Here is a 25,988-nt window from a genome sequence, read left to right as displayed (position 1 = left end):
GCCACTCGTTCATGGGCGCCGTGCACTCGCACGCGTGGCGCACCGTCGACCACGTCGGGACGCCCCGCGCGCGGACGGCGATGCGCGTGCTCGCGGGCCGCGACCTCGCGCGGGCAGCCGAGGCCGCCGACCGGCTCGGCTGGGCCGAGGCCACCGACGACTGGCGGTCCGTGCTCGAGCGCGACGACGTCCAGGTGGTCGACATCCTCACGCCGGGCGACACGCACGAGGAGGTCGCCGTCGCCGCCATGGCGGCCGGCAAGCACGTGATCTGCGAGAAGCCGCTCGCGACGTCCGTCGCGGCGGCCGAGCGGATGGCGGCCGCCGCCCGGGCGGCCGCCGCGCGCGGCGTGCGCAGCATGGTGGCGTTCAACTACCGCCAGGTCCCGGCGCTCGCGCTCGCGCGGCGGCTCGTCGCCGCCGGCCGGCTCGGCGCCGTGCGCCACGTGCGCGCCGTCTACCTGCAGGACTTCATCGTGGACGAGTCCTTCCCGCTCACCTGGCGGCTGCAGCGCGACCGGGCGGGCGCGGGCGCGCTGGGCGACATCGGGTCGCACATCGTCGACGTGGCGCAGTTCGTCACCGGCCAGCTCCTCACCGAGGTGAGCGGCACCACCGAGACCTTCGTGACCCACCGCCCGGTCGAGGCCTCGCCCTCGTCGGGCGGCCTGGCGGCCCGCGGGTCCGGCGAGCTCGGCGAGGTCACGGTGGACGACGCCGCCGCCTTCGTGGGCCGGGGCGACGGCGGCGCGCTGATGACCTTCGAGGCCACCCGCATGGCCACGGGCCGCAAGAACGCGATGCGGCTCGAGGTGAACGGGTCGCGGGGGAGCGTCGCCTTCGACTTCGAGGCGATGAACGAGCTCTGGCTGTACGACCGCGACCTGCCCGACGCCGAGAACGGCTTCCGCCGCATCCTGGCGACGGAGCCGGAGCACCCCGGCTCGACAACTGGTGGCCCGCCGGCCACGGGCTCGGCTACGACCACTCCTTCGTGCACGAGCTGCAGGAGTTCCTGGAGGCCGTGCACGACGGGCGGGACCCGGCGCCGTCGTTCGACGAGGGCCTGCAGGTGCAGCGGGTGCTCGACGCCGTGCAGCGCAGCGCCGCCGCCGGGGCGGCGTTCACCGCGGTCTGAGCGCGCCTGCGCCTGGCCCTCGCGGCCCGGCGCAGGACCGGAACCGGATCGATCCACGGCGGAAACCCGCACGAAACGGGCGGCCGGGCACGATGGTGCCCGAAGCAAGCACCGACGTCGGGGCCACCAGCCCCGGCGCCCGACGATCCGTAGGGGAGAGACTCGCTCCGGCGAGCGCCGAAGGGGCAAGCACCCGCAATCTCTCAGGCAGAAGGACTCTACGGTCAGGGAACTCTGGAGAGTGACCCCACACGGGGTCCGCCGACGGGGAAGCGCTCGACCGCGCGACACTCTCAGGCCGAAGGACAGAGCGGGACGGATCACCGGCGCGCCGCGCCGGTGACGCGACCCAGGGAGGCCGCATGTCCGTCGCCGCGTCCGAGCTAGCCCCCGACTCCACCGACGTGCTCGCCGCCGCGAGCCAGCCGATCCTCTGGGTCTCCGCGATCGGGGTGTTCGTCGTCATCGCGCTCCAGAGCGTCATCTACTATCGGGCGGTGCGTCGCGCGGCCCCCGACGCCGGGATGGAGGCCACGGAGGTCGCCACCGCCTTCCGCGCCGGGTCGCCTCGCCTCGATCGGCCCGTCCCTGGCCGTCTCCCTCATCGCGATCACGCTGATCAGCGTGCTCGGCAGCCCCGCGGTCCTCGTGCGGATCGGGCTCATCGGGTCCGCCCCCTACGAGCTGAACGCCGCCTCGCTGGTGGCGACCGGGATGGGTGCCCGGCTCGGCGGGGACGGCTGGACCCAGGAGGTGTTCGCCACCGCTCTGCTCGCCATGGGCATCGCGGGGGCGGGCTGGATGGTCGTGACGCTGATCGTCACGCCGCTGCTCAAGCGCGGGCAGGGCGCGGTCAAGGTCTCGGGCCGGACGGCCGCGGCCATGTCCGTGGTGCCCGGCGCCGCGATGCTCGGGGCGTTCGCCGTCATGGGGCTGCAGCAGCTCGCGTCCGGGGTCGTCCCGGCCGCGGTGGCGGTGTCCTCCGGCGTCGTGATGGCCGGGCTGCTCCACCTCTCGCGGAGGTTCGACGCCGGCTGGCTCAAGGAGTGGGGGCTGGGGATCGCGCTGGTCGCCGGCCTCGCCGTCGCCGTCGCGCTCACCTCCGCCGGGCTCGGCTGACGGCGCCCCCGCGCGTCGACCCCCGCCCGCCCTCGGCCCATCCGGCCCCCGACACTCCGGCACAGAGAGCAGGGATCCTCATGTCTGCAACGACGAACTCGGGTACCGCCAGCTCCACCTCTCCCGTGAGCACCGCCAGCACCGCCAGCACCGCCGACGCCGCGTCCTGGCGCCGGTTCGACACGACGACGTCCCGCTGGGGCCGCATCACCATGCTCCTGGGGATGGTCCTCATGATCGCCGGGCCCGCGGTCCTCGCCGCCGAGCTCGGGGTCCACCTCACGACCGTGCTCGCCGCGGTCGCCACGCTGGCCGTGGCGTTCGGCGTCATCTGGGTCGTGGAGCCCCTGTCGTACTTCCCGATCCTCGGCCCCGCCAGCATGTACCAGGCGTTCATGATCGGGAACATCTCGAACAAGCTGCTCCCGGCGGCGATCGTCGCCCAGTCGACCATCGGCGCCCGGCCCGACACCCGCAAGGGCCAGCTCGCCGCCGTCCTCGCGATCTGCGGGGCCGCGACCACGCACCTCACGTCGCTGGCCGTGTGCGTCGGCCTCCTCGGCACCGTGCTGATGCGGGTCATCCCGGACGCCGTGGTAGGCACCGTCCAGCTGTACGTCCTGCCGGCGATCATGGGCGCGATCCTCGTGCAGATGGTCGCGAGCAACCCGGACTGGCGCACGCTGCGCGTCGCCGTCGCCGTCGGGGTGCTCGTGCAGTTCGTGCTCGTGCCGCTGGTGCCCGCGATCGCCCCGTTCGCCCTGGCCGTGGCGGTGCTCGGCACGACCGGGCTGGTGCTCGCCTCCGCCGTGCGCCGCGCCCCCGCCGCCTCCGAGAACGGCGCGCCCGCGTGACCCCCTCCCCGCCGTCCCCGACCACCGAGACCCGTCCCACCACGAAGGAGCGCCCCATGACCGACGTCCTGAGCACGACCCGCACCCCGCTGGAGACCGTCACGCCGCTCGTCGACGAGCTGGCCCCCCGCCTCACCGACCTGGCCGACGCCATCTGGGCCGAGCCCGAGCTGCGCTGGGAGGAGCACCGGTCCGTGGCCAAGCAGGTCGCCGTCGCCACGGAGCTCGGCGCGTCGGTCACCCGGGACGTGGCAGGGATCCCGACGGCGTTCACCGCGCAGTGGGGCACCACCGGCCCGGTGATCGCGTTCCTCGGCGAGTACGACGCGCTGGCGTCGCTCAGCCAGGCCGCCGGCAGCGTCGAGCGCGCGCCGGACCCGGGCAACGACTCCGGCAACGGCCAGGGCTGCGGTCACCACCTGCTGGGCTCCGGCTCGCTGCTGGCCGCCGCGGCCCTGGCCCGGCACCTGGAGGCCGAGGGGCTGCCGGGCGTGGTGCGCTACTACGGCTGCCCGGCCGAGGAGGGCGCGGCCGGCAAGTCGTTCATGGTGACGGGCGGGGCGTTCCAGGACGTCGACGTGGCCCTCACCTGGCACCCCGGCGACGGGCTGGGCGTCTGGCAGGCGCTGTCCCTCGCCTACACGCAGCTGTACTTCCGGTTCCGGGGCCTGCCCGCGCACGCGGGGGCCAACCCGCAGCACGGGCGCTCCGCGCTCGACGCCGCCGAGCTGATGAACGTCGGCGTGAACTTCCTGCGCGAGCACATGGAGGACAGCGACCGCGTGCACTACGCCTTCACCGACGCGGGCGGGCCCTCGGCGAACGTGGTGCAGCCGACGGCCGAGCTGTACTACATCGTGCGCTCGGCGACGGTGGCCTCGATGCGCACGCTGTGCGACCGGGTGCGCAAGATCGCGGAGGGCGCGGCCCTCATGACCGAGACCGAGGTGGAGGTCGTGTTCGACGGCGCGAGCTCGGAGGTGCTGCCGAACCCGGTCCTCGAGGAGGCGCTGCACGTCACGCTGGACGCGCTCGGCGGGGTGCCGTTCGACGAGGCCGACCAGGAGTTCGGCCGCGCGATGCAGGTGTCGATGCCGGACGGGGCGGTCGCCGCCGCCAAGAAGCGGATCGGCGTGGCGCCGGACGACGACCGCGCCTACTACGACGTGGTCGCCCCGCTCGTCGACCCGCGGCACCGCGAGCAGATGACCGGCTCGACCGACGTGGGCGACGTGAGCTGGGTGGTGCCGACGGTGCAGGTCATGGGCGGCACCCACGCGATGGGGACGCCGGGGCACTCCTGGCAGATGGTGGCGCAGGGGACGTCGTCGCCGGCGCACAAGGGGATGGTGCACGTGGCGAAGGCGATCGCGGCGCTCGGCCTGGAGCTGCTGAGCGACCCGGAGCTGCTCGAGCGCGCCCGGGCCGCGCACGCCGCCACCACCGCGGTGACGCCGTACGACTGCCCGATCCCCGAGGGCGCCGTGGCGCCGCCGCTGCGCGAGGGCTACACCCCGGCCTGACGCGCGGCCCGGACGTCACCACGCGGGCGAGCCCAGGCGAGAGAGCGTCTCGCCGGGGCTCGCCCGCGCGGGCGGGGCCTCAGGCCAGGCGCTCGCGCAGGAACGTCCAGGCGAGGGCCGCCATGTGCGCGGCCTGCGCGTTGTTGGCGGCGCCGCCGTGGCCGCCCTCGACGTTCTCGTACGACGTGACGTCGGCGCCCGCCGCCAGCATCAGCGCCGCCATCTTGCGGGCGTGCCCCGGGTGCACGCGGTCGTCCTTGGTCGACGTCGTGAACAGCACCGGCGGGTAGGCGCGGTCGCCGTCGAACAGGTGGTACGGCGAGAACGTGCGGACGAACTCCCAGTCGTCCGTGTCCGGGTCGCCGTACTCCGCGACCCACGACGCGCCCGCCAGCAGGTGCGAGTACCGCTTCATGTCGAGCAGCGGCACCTGCACCACGACGGCGCCGAACAGCTCGGGGTGCTGCGTGAGCATGTTGCCCGCGAGCAGGCCGCCGTTGGAGCCGCCCTGCGCGCCGAGGTGCGCGGGCGTGGTGATGCCGCGCGCCACGAGGTCGCGCGCGACGGCGGCGAAGTCCTCGTACGCCGTGTGCCGTCGCTCCCGCAGCGCGGCCTGGTGCCACGCGGGCCCGTACTCGCCGCCGCCGCGGATGTTCGCGACCGCGTACACGCCGCCCCGGGCGAGCCAGGCCCGGCCCACGGTCCCGGAGTAGCCCGGCAGCAGCGGGATCTCGAAGCCGCCGTACCCGTACAGCAGGGTGGGCGCGGTGCCGGGGCGCGACGGGTCCGCCGGCTGCACGAGGTCGGCGCGGCCCACGACGAAGTACGGCACGCGGGTGCCGTCGTCGGAGGTGGCGAAGTGCTGCACCGCGACCATGCCGTCGGCGTCGAAGTACGCCGGGGCGGCCTTGAGGGGCTCCGGCTCCCCGGGGGCGGCGCCCGGCCCGGCGACGGTGGTCAGCGCGAGGGTGGACGGCGCGAGGTAGCCGGTCGTCGTGACCCAGACGTCGTCGCTGTCCAGGGGGTCGACGGCCCGCACGCCGACGGTGAGCAGCCCGCCGCCCAGGGGCAGCTCCGAGCGGACCCACGGCGCGCCCGAGGTCGCGCCGGCGGGCGGGGTGAGCACGTGCACGGCGTTCTTCACGTCGTCGAGCACGTTGACGACGAGGTGGTGACGCGTCCAGGACGCGCCGACCAGCGACGTCGACGGCGTCGGCTCGAACAGGACCGTGAGGTCGCGGGAGCCGGCGAGGAACGCGTCGGCGGGCGCGGCGAGCAGCGAGCCGGCGGCGTAGGTGCGCGCGCCGTCCGCCCCGCCGTCGCCGGTCGTCACGGTCCAGTCGTCGCGCAGCTCGACCAGCAGCCACTCGCGGTGGAAGCCGACCTCGGCGGACTCGGGCACGTCGACCTTCACGAGCCGCTGCCCGGGCGTGCCGACGTCCTCGACCAGGTAGGTCTCCGACCGGTAGAACGCGATCGACCGGCTCACGAGGTCGCGCTCGAAACCCGGGGTGCGGGAGCGGCGGGCCGAGATGTACATGTCGGCGTCGGAGCCCTCGTAGACGACGACGGCGTCCTCCAGCGGCGTGCCGCGGCGCCACAGCTTCGCGATCCGCGGGTAGCCCGACGGCGTCGTGGTCCCCGGCCCGAGGTCCGTGAACACGTACACCGTGTCCTCGTCGGCCCACGCCAGGCCGCCCTTGGCGCCGGTGCGGCCGTCCGCCCGCGCGGTGTCCCGCTCGAAGCCGCCCTCCGCCGCGGGCACGAACCGCTTGGCGACGAGGTCGAACTCGCGCGTGACGTCGGCGTCCAAGCCGCCGGGGGAGAGGTCCACCAGGGCACGGCGCCACGGCTCGCCCGCCGCGAGCTGCTCGGGCGTCGGGCGCAGCAGCGACGCCCCGTGCCACACCCAGCTCTCGCCCTCCGCCGCGGCGAGGGCGTCGAGGTCGAGCACGGTCTCCCACTCCGGCGCGTCCGAGCGGTACGAGTCGAGGGTCGTGCGGCGCCACAGGCCGCGCTCGTGCGCGGCGTCGCGCCAGAAGTTGTACAGGTGGTCGCCGATCCGCGACACGTCGGGGATGCGCTCGTCGGAGTCGAGCACCTCCCGGATCGCGACCTGCGTGGCCTCGAAGCCGTCGGCGGCGCCGACGGTGGCGTGCGCGTGGTCGTTGCGCTCGCGGACCCAGGCCAGCGCGGCCTCGCCCTCGACGTCCTCGAGCCACGCGAACGGGTCCGGCGCGGCGGGGTCGAGCGGGGTCGGGGCGGCGGACGGCGGGACGGTCTCGAGGCGCTCGGCGGTCATGGTCGGCACCCTAGCCGCCGGGCCTGCGCCACGGCCGGTCCTCTTTCACCCGGTGGCCGCCCGTGGTAGAAACTCCTGGTCAGGGCATTGATCCCGCTATGGACGTTCCAGGGGTTTCGCGGAGAAGGCCGCTTTCGTGCGGCCGGTGCAGGCGCCGCCGGACCCGATCCTTCCACCCACGGGGGTGCGGTGAGCACGACCTCTGCCAGCCCGCGCGCGGCCGCGCGCGTTCCCGCCATGCTCTGCGCCGCGGCGGCCGTGCTGTGCGTCGCCGCCGGACCGCTGCTCGACGACCGGCTCTCGCGCGCGGAGGTCGCGGCGCTGGCCGCGGCCGCGGCGGTGCTCGTCGCCGTCGCGGTGGCGCTGTCGGTGCGGGCCGCCGGCCGCGCGGAGGCCGACCGCCGGGCGCTCCGGGCCGAGCGTGACGCGCTGGCGTCCGACCTGGCGGCGCGGTCCGCCGCCCTCGAGGACGCGACCTCCGAGCTGTCCCGCACCCGCGAGTCCCGCGACGACCAGCGCGCCGCGGTCGAGACCGCCGTCGTCGCCCTGGGCCGCAAGGTGCAGGCGTCCGCGCACCGCATCCAGGAGGAGGCCGCGCGCATGGTCCAGCGGCACGCGGCGGACCCGGACGTGCTCCAGACGTCCATGCGGATCGACCACGCCGCCGCCCAACACGCGCGGCAGGCGCAGAACCTCGTCGCCCTGTGCGGCCGCCGGCCAGGGCAGACCTGGGACGACCCGCTGCCGCTGCCGGACGTCGTCCGCGCCGCCGCCGGACGCATCACCGCCTTCCAGCGCGTGGAGGTCTCCGGCGACCCGGGGCTGGCGGTGGTCGGCCGCGCGGTCGAGCCGGTCGTCCACGTGGTGGCCGAGCTGCTCGCGAACGCCACGCAGTGCTCCCCGCCGAGCACGCAGGTGCTCGTCTCCGTCCGCCAGGTGCAGCGCGGCGCCGTCATCGAGGTCGACGACTGCGGCGTGGGGATGGTCCCGCGCGAGCTGGAGCGGGTGCGCGCGGTCGTGTCCGGCGCGCGGCCCGTGGGGATCGCCGACCTCGGCGAGGTGCCCCACACCGGGCTCGCGGTGGTCGGGTCGTACGCCCGCGCGCTCGACCTGCGCGTGGACCTCATGGAGTCGGTCTACGGCGGCCTGCGCGCCGTCGTCCTCGTTCCCGGCGACCTGACGACCGCGTCCGCCGCGGCGCCCGAGGCGCTCGCGCCCAGCGTCGACGCTGCGTGGGCCGAGCGTCCCGCCGAGCCGGCGCTCCCGGCGCCGGCGGCGGCGCCCGACCCGCTGACCGACTCGCTGACCGGCCCGGTGCCGGGCGTCGTGCCCGCGCTGCCGCAGCGGCGCGCGCGCCGCGGCGCCCCCGACCCCGCCGCGCTCACCGGCCCCCAGCGCGCCGTGCCGCCGGCGGCGGTCGCGCCCGACCCGGTCCCGGCGCAGACCGCCGAGGAGGCCGGCGCCTGGATCGGCGCCTTCTTCTCCGCCGAGCACGCCGAGCCCGAGCACGCCGACACGGGGCCGGACCACCAGACCGCCGACCACCATGCCCAGGAGCCGTCCGCCGTGACGGACGGGAACCCGGAGGACAGATGACGACCCAGACGACCGGCACCACGCCGCTCGGGACCGCCCATCCGGACAGCTGGATGCTCGACCTCGTGGCGGGGGTGCGCGGGGTCCAGCACGCCGTCGTGCTCAGCTCCGACGGCCTGGTGAAGGTCCGCACGGACGTCACCGACCCGGACACGGCCGACAAGGTCGCGGCCGCCTGCGCCGGGCTCGTCGCGCTCGGCATGAGCATGGGCCGGGAGTTCGGCGCCGGCGACCGGCTGCGCCAGGTGCTCGTCGAGTTCGACGGCGGGTTCCTGTTCGTCCGCGGCGCGGGCGACGGGTCGCGGCTGGCGGTCGTCACCGACGCGGCGGTCGACCCCGGGCTCGTGGCCCAGCAGATGCAGGCCCAGGTGCTCATGATCGGCGAGCGGACGCTCGGCACCGGCCCCGCCCGGCCGGTCGCCCGCCCCGCCGTCCCGCCGGCCGGAGCCGAGACGCCCGCCGAGCCGGCGGAGCCGGTCGAGCGGCCCGCCGTGCCGCTGGCCACCCGCCCCGTCACCCACCTCGAGCGCTGAGGAGGTCCCGATGGCCACGGGCACGCCCACGGACGGCTACCGCGACCACCCGGTGCGCTCGTACGTCCTGACGGGCGGACGCGCGCACCCCAGCCGCAACACGCTGCGGCCCGAGACGCTCCTGTGCGCGGTGGACGACGGGCGCGAGCTGCCCGTGGGCGCCGGTCGCCACGAGCGCGCCCTGCTCGAGACCTGCCGGGGCACGCTCGCCCTGGCCGAGGTCGCCGCCTACCTGCGTCTGCCCACGAGCCTCGTCGCCGTGCTGGCCTCCGACCTGGTCGACGCCGGGTACCTGGCGATCCGCTCGCAGGCGCCGCACGACCTGCCCGCCCTCGACCTGCTGGAGGAGGTCCTCGATGGGCTCCGCCGGTGCTGAGCCGGGGTCGGCGCGGCACCTCGCGCCCACGGTCGAGCGGTCGGTCAAGGTGCTGGTCGTGGGTGCGTACGGCGTCGGCAAGACCACCCTCATCGGCGCCGTGAGCGAGATCCCCGTGCTCAGCACGGAGGAGACCGTGACGGCGGCCAGCGTGGGCGTCGACCCGCGGCGCGGGGAGAAGGCGACGACGACGGTCGCGATGGACTTCGGCCGCGTCACGGTGGGCGGCGCCACCGCGCTCTACCTGTTCGGCACACCGGGGCAGAAGCGCTTCTGGGACCTGTGGGCCGGACTGGCCGACGGCGCCGTCGGGGCGCTGGTCGTGGTGGACACCCGGCGACTGGAGGACAGCTTCGAGGTGCTGGACCAGCTGGAGGGGCACACGCGGCTGCCGGTCGCCGTGGTGGTCAACGAGTTCCCGGACGGCCCGCGGCACCCCACGGACGCCGTGCGGTCCGCGCTCGACCTGCCCGCGGACACCCCGGTGGTGACGGGCGACCTGCGCGAGCGACGCCAGGCGGTGGCGGCGCTCCAGGCGCTCGTCGCGCACGCGGTGCGGCGCGCGGGCGGGAGCGTGGCCGCATGAGCCTCACCGGCGCGGTGCGCGTCGTGCGGCTCGAGGACGTGGCCGACCGGCCGCTGCTGGCCGACCTCGCGGGGGCGCCCGACCCCGCGGAGCGGTACGAGGCGCTGCGCTCGCGCTGGGGCGCCCTCGCGCCGGTGGACCTCGAGCCGGGCGTGCCCGCCTGGCTGGCCCTGGGCCACGCGGAGGTGACCGCCGTGCTGCGCAACGAGGCGCTGTTCTCGCGCGACTCGCGGCACTGGCGGTACGAGGCGGAGCGGCTCGTGGGCTGGCGCTCGCCCACGCGCGCCGTGCTCGCGCAGCGCGACAGCGCCCACGACCGGGACGGCGCGGAGCACCGGCGGCTGCGCACGCCGCTGGCCGACGCCCTCGACGCCGTCGAGCCGAAGCGGGTGGTGCGCACCGCGGAGGTCGCGTGCGCCTCCGTCCTGGACCGGCTGGCCGCCCGCGGCAGCGCCGACATGGTGGCCGAGTACGCCGTCGACGTCCCCGTGCGGGTACTGGCCGACCTGCTCGGCATGACCCTCGCCGACGCCCGCCGCCTGCACGAGCTCACCGTCGCCCAGCGCTCGGGCACCGACGCCGCGTACCCGGCGGCCACGGAGGCCGAGGACCTGCTCGCGGGCTTCGTCGCCGCACGGCGGGCGGAGCCGAGCGACGACCTCACGTCCGCGCTCCTGGCGCACCCGGCGCACGCGAACGACCTCGAGGTGATGGGCGCCGTCGGGCTGGTCTTCGCCACGGCGCACGACGCGGAGATCGCGTGGATCGCCACGACGCTGCAGCGGCTGCTCGCCGACCCGGACTTCGCGGCGCGGCTGCACGGCGGGCGGCTCTTCCTCGACGACGCCCTGGACGAGGTCGCCCGCGACGCGCCCCCGCTGCCGCACCTGCGCCCGCGCTACGCCCTCGCCGACGGCGAGCTGGGCGGTCAGGCCGTCGCCGCCGGGGACGCGGTGGTGCCGGCGGTCGCCGCCGCGAACGCCGACCGCGCGGTCCGGGCGGCCGACCCCTGGGAGCAGGTCGACGCGCGGTTCCACCTCACGTGGGGCACCGGCGCGCACGCGTGCCCGGCGCACCGCACGGCGCCGCTGATCACGCGGACGGTGGTGGGGCACTTCCTGGCGCGGGTGGCCGACATGGAGCTGGCCGTCCCGCCGGCCGACCTCGTGCCGGTGCGCTCGCCGTGGGTGCGCTACCCGCGCGAGCTCCCGGTCCGCTTCCGCTGACCGGCGGAGGCGGCGGGAGTCCGCGCGGGGGGTCAGGCCGGCGCCGCGACCCGGCGGCGCAGTCGGTCGGCCACGCGCCGGTACGCCGCCGGGTCCACGGGCAGCAGCCACTGCACGGCGCGGGTGGGCGCGCCCAGCTGCAGGTCGAGGTCGTCCAGCATCTCGTCGATCTGGTGCAGCGAGAACGGGATGACGTTGGTGCCGCGGGCGTGCTTGCCCTCGGTGCGCTTCTCCATCCAGTCGACGCGGCCGGCCACGTGCTCGCGGCGGACCTCGACCGGAGGCAGGCGCAGGGCGCCGGCCAGGTGGCCGGCGGTCCACACCGCCGCGATCTCGGCCGACAGCGGGCTGAACAGCGACGAGTTGTACCCGGCGAACGTCAGGTGGGGCACGTCGTGCGGCAGCACGTGGCGGTAGAGCTGGAAGTTGCCGCGGTCGTCGAGCAGCCGCGCCTGCAGGTCGTCGTCGAGGAACGGCACGCGCTGGTGGAAGCCCGTGCCGCACACGACGAGGTCGGCCCGCACCGGCGTGCCGTCGTCGAGCACGGCCTGCGGGTTGCCGTCGTCGTCGACCGCGAGCCGCTCGATCTCGGCGTCGCGGTGCACCGTGATCGCGCCGTCGGCCACCTGCTCGAAGAAGTCGTCCGTGGCGAGGGAGACCGTCGATCGGGCGATGTCGGCGAACTCGCCGCGGGGCACCAGGCCGAGCTCCTTGAGGTGCAGCTGCTTGGTGGAGACCGCGCCGACGCTCGAGAGCATCGACCGGCGCACGCCGTCGCCGGGCCCGTGCAGGAAGCGCTCCATGCCGCCGGCCACGGTCTGGTAGCGGAACAGCCCCTCGCCGAGCCGGGTGAGCAGCAGGTACTTGTAGTTCAGCGCGTTGCCGACCCGCTTGGGCAGCTTCCACAGCAGGTGTCGCGCGACGACGTGGGTGCTCGCGGCGACCCGGCCCAGCTCGGCCGCGACGTCGCAGGCCGACTTGCCGTAGCCGACGACGACGACGTGCTTGTCGCGGGCGTCCTCGAGCGACGTGAGCTGGCTGGAGGCGACCACCTTGCCGCCCGCGCGCAGGAGCTGCGCGAGCCCCTCGAACCGCGGGATGACCGGGTCAGAGAAGATGCCGTTGGCGACCACCAGGTGGTCGAACGGCTCCGGGTCGCCCACGGCCTCGCCCGCGCGGCGCGCGGTGACGAGCCAGCCGTCCTCGGCGCCCGTGAGCTCGGCGCGCACGACCTCGGTCGACAGGCGCAGCGTGCCGCGCAGGTCGTGGAGGTCGACGTACCGCTCCATGTAGGCCTGCACCTGCTCGCCGCTGGGCCACTCGGGGTAGTCCTTGGGCATCGGCAGGTCGGAGAAGGCGTAGGAGCCCTTGTTGTTCTGGGTCGTGAGCCCGGAGTAGCGGCGGCTGGCGCTCCACACGCCGCCGACGTCGGGGGTCTTGTCGAACACGGTGACGTCGTGCCCGAACTCGCGGAGCACCTTGGCACTGGCCAGGCCGGCGAAGCCGGCGCCGACGACGGCGATCTTCATGGGCGTCCTTGCTGTCGGTCGAGAGGGGCCAAATCACCAGAATCGTAGCGGTTCGGACAGTGCTGGCGACAGGGTCTCCGGCGGTCGGACGGGACGTCGCGCCGAGAGGGCCGGTGTCGGCGGCACGCGGCAAGATGGGCCCGTGACCGATACCGACACCACCCTGCTCGACGAGGCCGCGGCCCAGCGCCGCTGGGCGGAGCTCGTCGCGCTGGTCGAGGAGGACCAGCGCGCCTACTACGAGGAGGACGCCCCCCGGGTCTCCGACGCGGAGTACGACGCCCGGATGCACGAGCTGCAGGCGATCGAGGCCGCGCACCCGGCGCTCGTCACGCCGGAGTCGCCGACGCAGCGGGTGGGCGGCGCGGCCGCGGGCGGCTTCGCCACGGTCGAGCACGTCGAGCGCATGCTGAGCCTCGACAACGTCTTCTCCGTCGAGGAGCTGCGGGCGTGGGACGCCCGTGTGGCCCGCGACCTGGGAGCCGAGCACGTCGGCTACCTCTCCGAGGTCAAGATCGACGGGCTCGCGATCGCCCTGCTGTACGAGAAGGGCCACCTGGTGCGGGCGGCGACCCGCGGCGACGGCCGCACGGGCGAGGACGTCACGCAGAACGCGCTGCGGATCGCCGACATCCCGCGGCGGCTGGACGGCGACGGCCACCCCGACCTCGTCGAGGTCCGCGGCGAGGTCTTCATCCCCGTCGCGGCGTTCGCGCGGCTGAACGACCTGCAGGCGGAGCTGCGCGAGCGGGTCGTGGCCGAGTCCCGCGAGCGGCACGACACCCGGGCGACGGCCGGGGCGCCGTTCGACGAGGCGAGCGCCCGGGTCGCGGCGCTGCGCCGCTTCCCGCAGTTCGCGAACCCCCGCAACGCGGCGGCCGGCGGCCTGCGCCAGCTGCTCGACAAGAAGGAGGGTCTGGAGCTCGAGGCTGGGCTCGCCCGGGTGGAGTCGCTGCGCCTGTACGTGCACGGGATCGGCGCGCTGCAGTGGACGGCCGGGGAGCACACCGAGCTGGCCCGGCAGTCGGAGGCGTACGAGCACTTCGCGCGGTGGGGGCTGCCCGTCTCGCCGCACAACCGCGTGGTCGAGGGCATCGACGGCGTGGCCGCGATGATCGAGTACTTCGGCGTCCATCGCCACGACATCGAGCACGAGCTGGACGGCATCGTCGTCAAGGTCGACGCCCTGGGCGACCAGCGGCGCCTCGGCGCCACGAGCCGCGCGCCGCGCTGGGCCATCGCCTACAAGTACCCGCCGGAGGAGGTCACCACCCGCCTGCTGGCCATCCAGGTGGGCGTGGGCCGCACCGGCCGCGCCACCCCGTACGCCGTGATGGAGCCGGTCCTCGTGGCCGGCTCGACGGTGCGGCAGGCCACCCTGCACAACCAGGACGTGGTGCGCGCCAAGGGCGTGCGCATCGGCGACATGGTGGTGCTCCGCAAGGCGGGCGACGTCATCCCCGAGATCCTCGGACCGGTGACGGCGCTGGCCGACGACGGCTTCCCGCGCGAGGAGTTCGTCATGCCGGAGCGGTGCCCGGAGTGCGGCACGCCGCTGCGCGCGATGAAGGAGGGCGACGTCGACCTGCGCTGCCCCAACGCGGAGAGGTGCCCGGCGCAGGTGCGCGGACGGGTCAAGCACATCGGCTCCCGCGGGGGCCTGGACGTTGACGCCCTGGGCGAGGTGACCGCTGCGGCGCTCACCCAGCCGCTGGAGCCGAAGGACCCGCCCCTGCGCACGGAGAAGGATCTCTTCGACCTCACGGTCGACCAGCTCGGCCCGATCCGGGTCGTGGTCAGGGACCCGGAGAGCGACCTTCCGAAGCCGAGCGACGGCCGAGGCGAGTCGGCGGACGTCAGCATGTCGGACGGCTCGGTCCTGACGGCCAAGGTGGTGCGGCCCTTCCAGAAGGTCGTCGGTCGCGCCTACCCCCCGGGGTTCGAGGACGCGACGGCGGCCGAGCGCCGCGCCGCAGGCGTGCGCAAGGACGTGCCGGTCTACGGTCCGTCCGCCACGGCGCAGACCCTGGTCTCCGAGCTGAGGCGTGCCCGGACGAAGGACCTGTGGCGGCTCCTGGTCAGCCTGAACATCCGGCACGTCGGCCCGGTCGCCGCGCGGGCGCTCGCGGGCTGGTTCGGCTCGCTCGACGCGATCCGTGCGGCGTCGCGCGAGGAGCTCGCCGCCGTCGAGGGCGTCGGGCCGATCATCGCCGATGCCTTGCTCGCCTGGTTCGACGTCGAGTGGCACCGCGAGATCGTGGGCGCCTGGGCGAAGGCCGGGGTCCGGTTCGAGGTCCCGGGGCACCCGGGCCCCGCGGCGATGGCCACCCAGGCGGACGACGCACCGACCGGGCCGCTCGCGGGTCTGACGGTCGTCGTCACCGGCTCGCTCGAGGGGTACAGCCGGGACGGCGCGAAGGAGGCGGTCCTCGCCGCGGGCGGGAAGTCGGCGGGATCGGTGTCCAAGAAGACGGACTACGTCGTCGTGGGCGCGAACGCCGGGTCGAAGGCGGCCAAGGCGGAGGAGCTCGGCCTGCCGGTCCTCGACGAGGCCGCGTTCACGCGGCTGCTCGAGGGCGGCCCGGCGGCGCTGGGCGACACCACGGGCGACTCGGCGGACGACGCGGACGGTGCGGACGAGGGCGAGGACGACTGACGCCCGCGGCTACGATGCGCGGGTGCCGGACATCCTCGCCCCGAACCAGCCCACCGACCCGAGCCAGGCCCTGACCCTGCGCGGCGCCCACCTCGTGGGCTCCGTGAACCTGCCCACCGCGCGCGACACGCTGCGCACGGTCGCGACGCACCTCGGGGCGCACGCCCGCCGCATCCCGGACGGCGAGGCGGGCGAGCGGTTCCACTGGATCCTCTTCCAGGGCACGCGGTTCGAGGCCGTCGACGGCCTGGCGCGGGTCGGCGACGCCCCGGTGGTGGTGGCCGGCTTCGACGTGCGCCCGCACGTGCTCGACGGCTCGGTGCCCGCGGACGAGCTCCGCTTCGGCCCGCTGGGCTACGCCGAGGCGGCGCGCGCGTCGTACGCCGACTTCGTCGCGCTGCGCGCCGAGGGCGTGATCGCGCCGGGCACGCGGTTCCAGGTCTGCCTGCCCTCGCCGCTCGCGGCCGTCACGACCTTCGTCGCCCCGGCGGACCGCGCCGCGGTGCACCCGGTCTATGAGGCGGCCCTGGTGCGCGAGCTCGAGGAGATCCTCGCGGCGGTCCCGGCCGAGGACCTCGCCGTGCAGGTGGACCTCGCCACCGAGTTCGCGTTCGTGGAGGGCGCGAACCTGGGCGGCGGCGCCGCCCGCGCCTGGTTCGACCGCGACGCGGGCGGCGACGAGGAGGTCGTCGCCGGGTGCGCGCGCCGCGCGGCGCGGTTCGCGGCGCACGTGCCGGAGGGCGTCCAGCTCGGCTTCCACCTCTGCTACGGCGACGTGGCGGAGAAGCACTTCGTCGAGCCCGCGGACACCGGCCACCTGGTGGCGATGGCGAACGCCCTGGTCGCGGCTCTCCCGCGCCCGATCACCTGGGTGCACCTGCCCGTGCCGATCGGCCGGGACGACGTCGCGTACGCCGCCCCTCTGGCCGGCCTCGCGCTCGACGGCGCCACCGAGCTCTACCTCGGCGTCCTGCACCACGAGGACGGCGTCGAGGGGGCGGAGCGCCGGCTCGACGCCGCCGCGCAGGTGCTGGGTGGCCGTGCGGTCGGCGTCGCCACCGAGTGCGGCTTCGGCCGGGGCCCGAGCGAGCGCACGGCCGCGCTGCTCGACCTGCACGTCGCCGTGCTCGAGCGCACCGCCTGAGGCCCCGCGGTCGCTCCGTCAGGGCCGTCGCGCGACGACGTCCCACAGCGCGGCGTGGTCGGCGGCGGTGAGCGGCACGAGCGCGTCGCGCGGCGGCGCGGTCGGCGTGCCCAGCAGGGCCGCGACGGCGTGCAGCGCCGTGACCGGCCTGCCGGTCGCGGCGATCGCGCGGGCGAGGTCGAGCAGCCACGCCCGCGCGGGTGCGGCGCCGCCCGCGTCCGGCCGGTCGACGACCTCGTCGCCGAGCCCCGCGACCCGGGCCCGCCGGACGGCGACGTACTCGGCGGGCGCGAGCGCCGCGAGCCCCGTGTGCCACGCGTCGGCGGCCTCCGCCCCGTCGAGCAGTGCGGCGTCCCCGCTGAGGCCGACGGCCACCCGTGGCGCCGCGTCGCGCAGCCTCGCCACGCGGCCGCCGGGCCGCGAGGGCAGGGACGCGGGGTCCTTGACCGCGACGACGGACCCGTCGGCGGCGAGGTCGGCGAGCAGCTCGGGGGACACGTCGTACCCGAGCTGCACGGGCTTGTTGTAGAAGCAGACCGGACTCTCCGGCACGGCGGCCGCGACCCGGGCGTACAGCGCGCGCACCTCGGCGTCGTCGAGCGGGAGGTAGGCGAACGGGGGCAGCACCAGGCCGGTGGCGCCGGCGTCGGCCACCGCGCGGGCGCGGCCCGCCACCCGGTGCGCCGAGCCCCCGGCCACGCCGGCGTGCACGGGCGCCGCGCCGGCGGCCGCGACCGCGACGCGGACCACGGCGTCGCGCTCGTCGTCGTCGAACGAGACCCCCGCCCCCGAGGTCGCCAGCACGACCACGCCGTCCGCCCCGGCCTCGACGGCGCGGCCGACCAGGCCCTCCAGGGCGTCGAGGTCCACGCCGCCGTCGGCGTCCAGCGGGGTGATCGGGTACGCGAGCAGTCCGGTGAAGGCCGAGGTCATGCGACGCATCGTACGGTCGGCGCCGTCACGCGGTGCGGGCGTCCACCGCCTCGGGCGACAGGGCGTGGTCGGAGGCCATGGCGGCGGCGCCGAGCACGCCGGCCTGCGCGCCCGAGCGCGCGACGGCGATGCGCAGGTGCTGGGTGGCCAGCGGCAGGGACCGCTGGTAGACGACCTCGCGGATCCCCGCGAGCAGGTGCTCGCCCGCCTCGACGAGGATGCCGCCGAGCACGATGACGGACGGGTTGAGCAGGCTGACGGTCGCCGCCAGCACGCTGCCGATCTCGCGGCCGGCCTGGCGCACGGCCCGTCCCGCGGTCACGTCCCCGCCGCGGACCAGGGCGACGACGTCCGCGGGCCCCGCGACGTCGAGGCCCTCGTCGCGCAGCCGGACGGCGAGCGCCTGGGCGCTGGCGATCGCCTCGAGGCAGCCCACGTTGCCGCAGCGGCACACGACGTCCTCGGCCCCCGGCACGGCGATGTGCCCGACGTCGCCGGCCGCGCCCTGCGCCCCGCGCCGCAGAGCGCCGTCGGCGATGATGCCGGCGCCGATGCCGGTGGCGACCTTGACGAGGATGAGGTCGGGCACGTCGGCCCAGGCGATCCGGTGCTCGCCGAGCGCCATGATGTTGACGTCGTTGTCCACGAGCACCGGCGCGTCGAAGTGGCCGCGGAGGATCCCGGGCACGTCCGCGTCGTCCCAGCCGGGCATGATCGGTGGGTTGTTCGGGTGCCCGGTGGCGTGCTCGACCGGCCCGGGCAGGCCGACGCCCACGCCGGCGAGGTCGCCGACGTCGCGGCCCGCGGTCTCGAGCAGCTTGCGGCCGGTCTCGGCCACCCAGTCGAGCACTGCCCGGGGGCCGTCGGCGATGGCGAGCGGCGCGTCGAGCTCGGCGAGCACGGTGGACGCGAGGTCGGTGACGGCGAGCCGGGCGTGCGTGGCGCCGAGGTCGACCCCCAGCACGACCTGCGACGACGGGTTGAAGGCGAAGGTGGCGGGCGGACGGCCGCCCGTCGAGGTGGCCTCGCCGGCGGGGGCGATGAGCCCCGTGGCCATGAGCGCGTCGATGCGCCCGGCGACGGTGGAGCGGGCCTGGCCGGTGAGGGTCGCGAGCTCGGCGCGGGTCCGGGCCCGGCCGTCGCGCAGGAGCTGGAACATCTCGCCGGCCCCGGGGGTCCGGGGGCTGGCTGGCACACCTTCCGTCATGGGCCTAGTGAATCACGCTCGGTTCACCCGCACCTTTTGCTTGACCACCGTCAGAAGTGACCTTAGGTTCGGATCATGGTCGACGTGGACCGCGACGACGCGGCACCGCCGGAGGGCACTGACGCCCCCGCCCCTCTGCTGCGCATGGAGGGCATCGTCAAGCACTTCCCGGGCGCCAAGGCGCTCGACGGGGTGGACCTCGACGTGCTGCCGGGCGAGGTGCACTGCCTGCTCGGCCAGAACGGCGCCGGCAAGTCCACGCTCATCAAGGTCCTCGCCGGCGCGCACCAGCCCACCTCGGGCCGGATCGTGCTCGACGGCGAGGAGATCGCCATCCCGCACCCGGTCGCGGCGCTGCGGCACGGCGTCGCCACCATCTACCAGGAGCTCGACGTGGTCGACGGGCTCACCGTGGCCGAGAACGTCTTCCTCGGCCACGAGCTCGAACGCGGCGGGTTCACGCAGCGGCGCGAGGCCATCCGCCGCACGCGCGAGATGCTCCGCCGGCTCGGCCACCCCGAGATCTCCCCGCACCGCGAGGTCGGCAGGCTGTCGGCCGCCGGCAAGCAGGTGGTGTCGATGGCGCGCGCGCTGTCCCACGACGCGCGCGTCATCGTCATGGACGAGCCCTCCGCCGTGCTCGACGCGGGCGAGGTGCAGAACCTCTTCCGCGTGGTGCGGGGGCTCACCGCGCAGGGGGTGGCGGTCGTCTACATCTCCCACCGCCTGGAGGAGATCCGTCAGATCGGCGACCGCATCACGGTCCTCAAGAACGGACGCACGGTGGGCCGGGACCTCCCGGCGGCCACCACCCCCACGGCCGAGCTCATCCGCCTCATGACGGGGCGCACCGTCGAGTACGCCTTCCCGACCCGGCCCGGGGTGCCCGAGGACGCGCCGGTCGTGCTCGACGTCGAGGATCTCGCCCTCGCGGGCACGTTCGAGGACGTGTCGTTCCAGGTGCGGGCGGGCGAGATCGTGGGCCTCGCGGGGCTCGTCGGGGCGGGCCGGTCGGAGATCCTCGAGACGCTCTACGGCGCCCGCCGGCGGACGGCGGGCAGCGTCGCGGTCAAGGGCCGGCGCCTCCGGAGCGGCTCGGTCGACGCCGCGGTGGCCGCCGGCATCGGCCTGTGCCCCGAGGAGCGCAAGAGCCAGGGGCTCGTCCTCGACGAGCCCGTCTACCGGAACATCACGCTCTCCACGTTCGCGCGCATCGCGCGCGGCGGTTGGCTCGATGAGCGCGCGGAGCGCGCCGCAGCGCGCGAGCAGGTCGCGGCTCTCGACCTGCGGCCCGCCGGCGTGGACCGTGCCGCCCGCACGCTGTCGGGCGGCAACCAGCAGAAGGCCCTGCTCGGCCGGTGGCTCGTGCACGGCTGCGACGTGCTGCTCCTGGACGAGCCCACCCGCGGCGTCGACGTCGGCGCGCGCTCCGAGCTGTACGACCTGGTGCGGCGGCTCGCCGACGCCGGGACGGCGGTGGTCGTCGTCTCCAGCGAGATCCCCGAGGTCCTGGGGCTGGCCGACCACGTGCTCGTGGTCTCCGAGGGACGCGTCGTGCACCGTGCACCGGCGCAGGACATCGACGAGCACCGCGTGCTCGACCTCGTCATGGAAGGAACCGTCGCATGAGCACCCAGGTCGATGCGCCACCCGCGGCCGAGTCGCGGTCCTCGTGGTTGTCCGGTCCCGCCGGGCGCACCGTCGGGCTCGTCGTGGCCCTGGTCCTCCTCGCCGTCGTCGGGGTGATCACGGGCGGCGAGCGCTTCGCCAGCCTCGACAACGTCATGACCATCCTCCGGCTCGCGTCGGTGACCGGGGTCCTGGCGATCGGGATGACGTTCGTCATCACGGCCGGCGGCATCGACCTGTCGGTCGGGTCGGTGCTCGGGCTCGCGACCGTCTGGGCCAGCACGCTCGCCACCCAGACGATGGCCGAGGACCTGCACTGGACGGTCATGGTCCTGACGGGGCTCGCGGTGGGCACCGCCGCCGGCCTCATCAACGGCCTGATCATCGCGTACGGCAAGGTCGTGGCGTTCATCGCCACCCTCGCGATGATGATCGCCGCCCGCGGACTCGCGGAGATGATCTCGGGCCGGCAGACGCAGGTCGTCACCGTGGACGGGTTCCTCGACTTCTTCCGTGAGGACCTCATCGGCGTGCCCGTGCTGGTCTGGATGTTCGCCGTCGTCGCCGTGGCGGGCTGGTTCCTGTTCAACCGCACCACGTTCGGCCGGCGCACGGTGGCCGTGGGCGGCAACGCCGAGGCGTCGCGGCTGGCCGGCATCAAGGTGCAGCGCCACCTGCTGTACGTCTACGGGCTGTCCGGCCTGACCGCCGGCATCGCGGGCGTCATGATGCTCGCCCGGACCACCGCAGGCACCTCGACGAACGGGCTCTACTACGAGCTCGACGTGATCGCCGCGGTGGTCGTCGGCGGCACGCTGCTGATCGGCGGCCGCGGCACGATCGTCGGCACCGTGATCGGCGTCCTCATCTTCTCGATGCTGACCAACGTGTTCACGATCAACAACCTGTCGATCTCCGCCCAGAACGTCGCCAAGGGCGTGATCATCGTGATCGCCGTCCTCCTCCAGCAGCGCTTCGCCAAGCGCTCCACGTCGACCTGACGCCGCCCGCACCTCCCCGCACCACCCCAGCACCACCCAGCACCACCCGCACCGGGCCACCCGCCCGGCAGGGCCGGACCGAATCGAGGATGATCACATGTCCGCACGCACCGCGCTGGAACGCCCCACCCGCCGCCGGCGCACCGCCGCGCTGGCCGCGGTGGCCACCACCGCCGTCCTGCTCGCCGCCGGCTGCACCAGCAACGAGCCGGCCGAGGAGGAGACCTCGGCCGCGCCGCAGGTCGCTGCCGAGGGGAACGACGAGCCGGGGGAGAAGGTCGTCATCGGCTTCTCCGCCCCCGCCGCCGACCACGGCTGGATGGGCGCCATCACCCAGTCGGCGGTCGACACCGCCGACCAGTACTCCGACGTGGAGCTCCGGCAGGCGGAGGCCACCAACGACGTCAACGTGCAGATCAGCCAGGTCGAGCAGTTCATCAACGACGGCGTGGACGCGATCGTGCTCCTGCCGTTCGACGGCGCCGCGCTCACCGAGGTCGCCACGAAGGCGATGGACGCGGGCATCCCCGTCATCAACGTCGACCGGGAGTTCTCCAGCCCGTTCGCGGCCCGCGCCACGGTGCTCGGCGACAACTACGGGATGGGCGTGAGCGCCGGCACCTACATCTGCGAGCAGCTCGGCGACAAGCCCGACGCCGTCGTCGCGGAGATCCAGGGCATCGCGTCGCTGCCGCTCACGCAGGACCGGAGCAAGGGGTTCGCCGACGCGCTCGGCGACTGCGGGCTCAAGGTCTCGACCCAGGTGGCTGCGGACTTCACGGTCCAGGGCGGCGAGACGGCGACGTCGAACCTCCTGCAGGCGGAGCCGCAGATCGACGCCATCTGGAACCACGACGACGACCAGGGCGTCGGCGTCCTGGCCGCGATCGAGAACGCCGGCCGCGACGAGTTCTTCATGGTCGGCGGCGCCGGGTCCCTCGACGTCATGGAGCACATCAAGGCCGACGACTCGGTGCTGCAGGCCACGGTCGTCTACCCGTCGACGCAGGCGGCCGACGGCATCAAGCTGGCCAGGCTCGTGGTGCACGACAAGAACATGGGCGACCTGGTCTCGGCCGGCGTCCCGCGCACCACGCAGCTGTACGCGCCGGTCGTCACGGCGGACAACGTCGACCAGTACATGCCCATCGGGTTCCGGTCCTGACGGTCCGGTCCTGAGTTCCGCACGCACGATCCGCACGACGAAGGAGGGCGCTCGATGAGCGAGCACGCCACGGCAGGGGGCACGCCGACGCTGGGCGTCGGGATGGTCGGGTACGCGTTCATGGGGGCGGCGCACTCGCAGGCGTGGCGCACCGCGCCGCGGTTCTTCGACCTCCCGCTCGCCCCGCGCATGCGGGTCGTGGCGGGCCGGAGCGCCGACGGCGTGCGGGCGGCGGCGGAGCACCTCGGGTGGGACGAGGCCGTCACCGACTGGCGTGAGCTGCTCACGCGGGACGACGTCGACCTCGTGGACGTGTGCACGCCGGGCGACACCCACGCCGAGATCGCCGTCGCCGCGCTCGAGGCGGGCAAGCACGTGCTGTGCGAGAAGCCGCTCGCGAACTCGGTGGCCGAGGCGGAGGAGATGGTCCGCGCGGCCGACGCCGCGGCGGAGCGCGGGGTGTTCGCGGCGGTGGGGTTCACCTACCGCCGCGTCCCCGCGATCCAGCTCGCCCGGCAGCTCGTGCAGCAGGGGCGGATCGGCGAGGTGCGGCACGTGCGCGCCCAGTACCTGCAGGACTGGCTCTCCGACGCCGCGGCGCCGCTGTCGTGGCGGCTCGACAAGGAGAAGGCCGGCTCGGGCGCGCTCGGCGACATCGGGGCGCACGTGGTCGACCTGGCGCAGTTCGTCACGGGGGAGCGGCTGGTCGGGGTGGCCGGGATGCTCGAGACCTTCGTGCGCGAGCGCCCGGTGCCGGCCTCCTTCGCGGGCCTGTCCGGCGAGGCGGGGGAGGGCACCGGCCCCGTGACGGTCGACGACGCCGCCGTCTTCTTCGGCCGCCTGTCGGGCGGCGGGCTCGCGAGCTTCGAGGCCACCCGCTACGCGTGGGGCCGCAAGAACGCGATCCGGCTGGAGGTCAACGGCACGCGCGGCTCGATCGCCTTCGACTTCGAGGACATGAACCTGCTGCACTACTTCGACGCCGCCGACGACGCCCAGGTCGCGGGCTTCCGACGCATCGTCGTCACGGAGCCGGAGCACCCCTACGGCGGCCACTGGTGGCCCGCCGGCCACGGACTGGGTTACGAGCACGCGTTCACCCATCAGGTCGTCGACCTCGTCGGCGACCTCGCCGCCGGGCGGCAGCCGACGCCGTCGTTCGCGGACGGCCTCGCCGTCCAGCGCGTGCTCGACGCCGTCGAGCGCAGCTCAGCCAAGGGCCACGCCTGGATGGACCTGCCCAGCGCTGGTTGAGCCTGTCGAAACCCTGCCTGTCGAAACCCTGACTGTCGAGACCGAACCCGTGAGACCCGAAGGAGCACGCCCGATGTCACGACCGATCACCCTGTTCACGGGCCAGTGGGCCGACCTGCCGCTGGAGGAGGTGGCCCGGCTCGCGTCGGGCTGGGGGTACGACGGGCTGGAGATCGCCTGCTGGGGCGACCACCTCGACCCGTGGCGGTGGGACGACGACGCGTACGTGCAGTCCCGGCTCGACCTGCTGGAGCGGCACGGGCTCAAGGTGTACGCGATCTCCAACCACCTCAAGGGCCAGGCCGTCTGCGACGACCCGATCGACGAGCGGCACCGCGACATCCTGCCCGACGTCGTGTGGGGCGACGGCGACCCCGAGGGCGTGCGGCAGCGCGCCGCAGAGGAGATGAAGCACACGGCGCGGCTGGCGGCGCGCCTGGGGGTCGACACGGTCGTCGGGTTCACGGGGTCGTCGATCTGGAAGTACGTGGCGATGTTCCCGCCGGCCTCGGAGGCGATGATCGAGGCGGGCTACCGGGACTTCGCCGACCGGTGGAACCCGATCCTCGACGTCTTCGACGAGGTGGGGGTGCGGTTCGCCCACGAGGTGCACCCCAGCGAGATCGCCTACGACTACTGGACCACGGTGCGCACCCTCGAGGCGATCGGCCACCGCGAGGCGTTCGGCCTCAACTGGGACCCGAGCCACATGGTGTGGCAGGACCTGGACCCGGTGAGCTTCCTCTGGGACTTCCGGGACCGCATCTACCACGTGGACTGCAAGGACTCGAAGAAGCGCATGGCCAACGGGCGCAACGGCCGGCTGTCGTCGCACCTGCCCTGGGCGGACCCGCGCCGCGGGTGGGACTTCATCTCCACCGGGCACGGGGACGTGCCCTGGGAGGACGCCTTCCGCATGCTCAGCACCATCGGGTACCCGGGGCCGATCTCGATCGAGTGGGAGGACGCGGGCATGGACCGGCTCGTGGGCGCCCCCGCCGCCCTGGAGTTCGTGCGCAGCCACGTCTTCGACCCGCCGGCCGCCGCGTTCGACGCCGCCTTCTCCGCCCGCTGACGCCGCCCGCTGCCGCCGCCCGCTGCCGCCGCCCGCCACGACCTGACCGCCGCCGCACCTGCACCACCATCGACCGCTCGCGACGTACCTGCAGCCCGGCGCCGGACCGTCCGGCGCCCTGATCAAAGGGGATCAGCATGCCCAGTCGTACCGAGCTCGACCGCCGGACGTTCCTGCGTCTGGCGGGGTCCACCGTCGCGGTGGGTGCCGCGACCGTCACCGGGGCGGGGACAGCCGCGGCCGTCCCCGCGGCAGCCGCGGGCGGGGGCGGCCGCCGGCTCGTGCCGCCGGGCAAGCTGGGCATCCAGCTCTTCTCGATCAGGGACAAGGTGTCCTCCCTGGGGTTCCGTGCCGTGTTCGAGCGGCTCGCGCAGCTCGGCTATGCCGAGGTGGAGTTCGCGGGGTACACGCAGGGAGCGCTCGGCGCGATCACCCCGGCGCAGATCCGCACGCTCCTGGACGACAACGGCCTCGTCGCCGTGGGGTCGCACCGCGGGATCGGCAACTTCGCCGCGAACATGGAGGCGGAGCTCGACATCGCCCAGACGCTCGGGATGGCGCACGTCGGCACGGCCAACGCGCCGACGAACGACCGCACGGTCGCCGGCTACCTCGCCGCGGCGGAACAGTTCAACGGGTTCGGGGCGGCGGCCGCGGCGCGGGGCCTGAAGTTCTACCAGCACAACCACCAGCACGAGTTCGGCTTCGCGACCGACGACCCGTCGGTGCGGCTGTACGACGTGTTCCTCGAGAACACCGACCCCGGCGCCGTGTTCCTCGAGATGGACGTGTTCTGGGCCTTCGTGGGCCGGTACCTCTACCCCGGCTTCGAGCCGGTCGAGTACGTCCTGGCGAACCGGAAGCGGTATCCGATGTTCCACCTCAAGGACGGCCGGGTGAACCCCGCGTCGTCGAACGGGTACGACATCGTCGAGTTCGGCGTGGGCGACCTGGACTACCAGGCGTTCCTCGGGGCGCTGCAGGGCTCCGGCCGACAGCACGGCATCTGGGAGCAGGACAACGCGTCCACCGTCGCCGAGCCCCCGTTCCCCGTGGACTCGTTCGGCAACGCCGAGCGCAGCGCGGACGCGATCCTCGACCTGCGGGCGCGGTAGCGCGACGCCTGACGACGTCGTGCGGGT

General features: G+C 74.8%; 20 protein-coding genes, 2 pseudogenes and 2 riboswitches. Of the genes and pseudogenes, 18 read left to right on the top strand and 4 right to left on the bottom strand.

The features are described 5' to 3' along the window. Positions 1–11: 11 nt before the first annotated feature. From ACQFYA_RS14775 to ACQFYA_RS14755, 5 genes and pseudogenes are all read left to right on the top strand, one after another. Positions 12–1,138: pseudogene (locus tag ACQFYA_RS14775) on the top strand (Gfo/Idh/MocA family protein). A gap of 142 nt (positions 1,139–1,280) precedes the next feature. Beyond that, positions 1,281–1,367, top strand: a riboswitch (glycine riboswitch). Positions 1,368–1,370: 3 nt separating this feature from the next. After that, positions 1,371–1,449: riboswitch (glycine riboswitch) on the top strand. Between the two features lie 51 nt (positions 1,450–1,500). Next, a pseudogene (locus ACQFYA_RS14770) lies at positions 1,501–1,641 on the top strand (DUF5058 family protein); the annotation flags it as partial. 121 nt (positions 1,642–1,762) lie between these two features. Then, positions 1,763–2,257, top strand: coding sequence for a DUF5058 family protein (locus ACQFYA_RS14765; RefSeq protein WP_499125439.1), 495 nt, complete (start codon positions 1,763–1,765; stop codon positions 2,255–2,257). A 125-nt stretch (positions 2,258–2,382) separates the two neighbouring features. Then, on the top strand, positions 2,383–3,111 hold the full coding sequence (locus tag ACQFYA_RS14760) for a hypothetical protein (RefSeq protein ID WP_499127544.1): 729 nt from the start codon (positions 2,383–2,385) through the stop codon (positions 3,109–3,111). Positions 3,112–3,167: 56 nt separating this feature from the next. Next, a complete protein-coding gene (locus ACQFYA_RS14755) occupies positions 3,168–4,634 on the top strand; it encodes an amidohydrolase (RefSeq protein WP_499125437.1) in 1,467 nt (488 codons plus the stop codon). 79 nt (positions 4,635–4,713) lie between these two features. Here ACQFYA_RS14755 and ACQFYA_RS14750 read toward each other — a convergent pair whose 3' ends face one another. Further along, complete coding sequence (locus ACQFYA_RS14750) at positions 4,714–6,936, bottom strand: prolyl oligopeptidase family serine peptidase (protein ID WP_499125435.1); 2,223 nt, start codon at positions 6,934–6,936, stop codon at positions 4,714–4,716. A 189-nt stretch (positions 6,937–7,125) separates the two neighbouring features. Between ACQFYA_RS14750 and ACQFYA_RS14745 the strand changes: the two genes are divergently transcribed. Genes ACQFYA_RS14745 through ACQFYA_RS14725 form a run of 5 tightly spaced genes read left to right on the top strand, consistent with a single transcriptional unit; the run spans position 7,126 to position 11,253 of the window. Next, positions 7,126–8,532 (top strand): ATP-binding protein, encoded by a 1,407-nt coding sequence (locus tag ACQFYA_RS14745; protein WP_499125433.1) that lies wholly within the window; start codon positions 7,126–7,128, stop codon positions 8,530–8,532. Further along, positions 8,529–9,065, top strand: a complete 537-nt coding sequence (locus ACQFYA_RS14740; protein WP_499125431.1) for a roadblock/LC7 domain-containing protein — start codon at positions 8,529–8,531, stop codon at positions 9,063–9,065. Before ACQFYA_RS14745 ends, ACQFYA_RS14740 begins: the two co-directional genes overlap by 4 nt. Before the next feature lie 10 nt (positions 9,066–9,075). After that, positions 9,076–9,441, top strand: a complete 366-nt coding sequence (locus tag ACQFYA_RS14735; RefSeq protein ID WP_499125429.1) for a DUF742 domain-containing protein — start codon at positions 9,076–9,078, stop codon at positions 9,439–9,441. Beyond that, positions 9,422–10,027 (top strand): GTP-binding protein, encoded by a 606-nt coding sequence (locus tag ACQFYA_RS14730; protein ID WP_499125427.1) that lies wholly within the window; start codon positions 9,422–9,424, stop codon positions 10,025–10,027. Before ACQFYA_RS14735 ends, ACQFYA_RS14730 begins: the two co-directional genes overlap by 20 nt. Beyond that, the gene (locus ACQFYA_RS14725) at positions 10,024–11,253 is read left to right on the top strand and encodes a cytochrome P450 family protein (RefSeq protein ID WP_499125425.1); all 1,230 of its coding nucleotides are present in this window, start codon (positions 10,024–10,026) and stop codon (positions 11,251–11,253) included. Before ACQFYA_RS14730 ends, ACQFYA_RS14725 begins: the two co-directional genes overlap by 4 nt. A 32-nt stretch (positions 11,254–11,285) precedes the next feature. Here the strand turns inward: ACQFYA_RS14725 and ACQFYA_RS14720 are convergent, their stop codons facing one another. Further along, positions 11,286–12,782 (bottom strand): flavin-containing monooxygenase, encoded by a 1,497-nt coding sequence (locus ACQFYA_RS14720; RefSeq protein WP_499125423.1) that lies wholly within the window; start codon positions 12,780–12,782, stop codon positions 11,286–11,288. Positions 12,783–12,924: 142 nt separating this feature from the next. On the opposite strand from ACQFYA_RS14720, the gene ligA reads away from it, so the two are divergent. After that, positions 12,925–15,438 carry an NAD-dependent DNA ligase LigA gene (gene ligA / locus ACQFYA_RS14715; protein ID WP_499125421.1) on the top strand — a complete coding sequence of 838 codons (2,514 nt, stop codon included), beginning with the start codon at positions 12,925–12,927 and terminating at the stop codon, positions 15,436–15,438. 22 nt (positions 15,439–15,460) lie between these two features. Continuing rightward, complete coding sequence (locus tag ACQFYA_RS14710; protein ID WP_499125419.1) at positions 15,461–16,582, top strand: hypothetical protein; 1,122 nt, start codon at positions 15,461–15,463, stop codon at positions 16,580–16,582. Positions 16,583–16,600: 18 nt separating this feature from the next. Here the strand turns inward: ACQFYA_RS14710 and ACQFYA_RS14705 are convergent, their stop codons facing one another. Both ACQFYA_RS14705 and ACQFYA_RS14700 read right to left on the bottom strand, forming a co-directional pair. Continuing rightward, positions 16,601–17,515, bottom strand: coding sequence for a dihydrodipicolinate synthase family protein (locus ACQFYA_RS14705; RefSeq protein WP_499125417.1), 915 nt, complete (start codon positions 17,513–17,515; stop codon positions 16,601–16,603). Between the two features lie 25 nt (positions 17,516–17,540). Beyond that, the gene (locus tag ACQFYA_RS14700) at positions 17,541–18,722 is read right to left on the bottom strand and encodes an ROK family protein (RefSeq protein ID WP_499125415.1); all 1,182 of its coding nucleotides are present in this window, start codon (positions 18,720–18,722) and stop codon (positions 17,541–17,543) included. Between the two features lie 75 nt (positions 18,723–18,797). On the opposite strand from ACQFYA_RS14700, the gene ACQFYA_RS14695 reads away from it, so the two are divergent. The 6 genes from ACQFYA_RS14695 to ACQFYA_RS14670 all read left to right on the top strand — a co-directional run bounded on the left by ACQFYA_RS14695 (position 18,798) and on the right by ACQFYA_RS14670 (position 25,961). Beyond that, positions 18,798–20,351, top strand: coding sequence for a sugar ABC transporter ATP-binding protein (locus ACQFYA_RS14695; RefSeq protein WP_499125414.1), 1,554 nt, complete (start codon positions 18,798–18,800; stop codon positions 20,349–20,351). Then, on the top strand, positions 20,348–21,352 hold the full coding sequence (locus tag ACQFYA_RS14690; protein WP_499125412.1) for an ABC transporter permease: 1,005 nt from the start codon (positions 20,348–20,350) through the stop codon (positions 21,350–21,352). Before ACQFYA_RS14695 ends, ACQFYA_RS14690 begins: the two co-directional genes overlap by 4 nt. 97 nt (positions 21,353–21,449) lie before the next feature. Then, entirely contained in the window at positions 21,450–22,517 is a 1,068-nt protein-coding gene (locus ACQFYA_RS14685; RefSeq protein ID WP_499125410.1) for a substrate-binding domain-containing protein, read from the top strand. A 54-nt stretch (positions 22,518–22,571) separates the two neighbouring features. Next, entirely contained in the window at positions 22,572–23,771 is a 1,200-nt protein-coding gene (locus ACQFYA_RS14680; RefSeq protein WP_499125408.1) for a Gfo/Idh/MocA family protein, read from the top strand. A 73-nt stretch (positions 23,772–23,844) separates the two neighbouring features. After that, positions 23,845–24,846: a sugar phosphate isomerase/epimerase family protein gene (locus ACQFYA_RS14675; RefSeq protein ID WP_499125406.1), complete on the top strand. Its 1,002-nt coding sequence runs from the start codon at positions 23,845–23,847 to the stop codon at positions 24,844–24,846. Between the two features lie 137 nt (positions 24,847–24,983). Further along, a complete protein-coding gene (locus ACQFYA_RS14670; protein WP_499125404.1) occupies positions 24,984–25,961 on the top strand; it encodes a sugar phosphate isomerase/epimerase family protein in 978 nt (325 codons plus the stop codon). The last annotated feature ends 27 nt before the right edge of the window (positions 25,962–25,988 follow it).

It is taken from the genome of Promicromonospora sp. Marseille-Q5078 (genome assembly GCF_050315395.1).
Taxonomy (GTDB): domain Bacteria; phylum Actinomycetota; class Actinomycetes; order Actinomycetales; family Cellulomonadaceae; genus Isoptericola.
The sequence above is the reverse complement of the archived record's forward strand: the minus strand, read 5'-3'. Positions and strand labels throughout refer to the sequence as shown.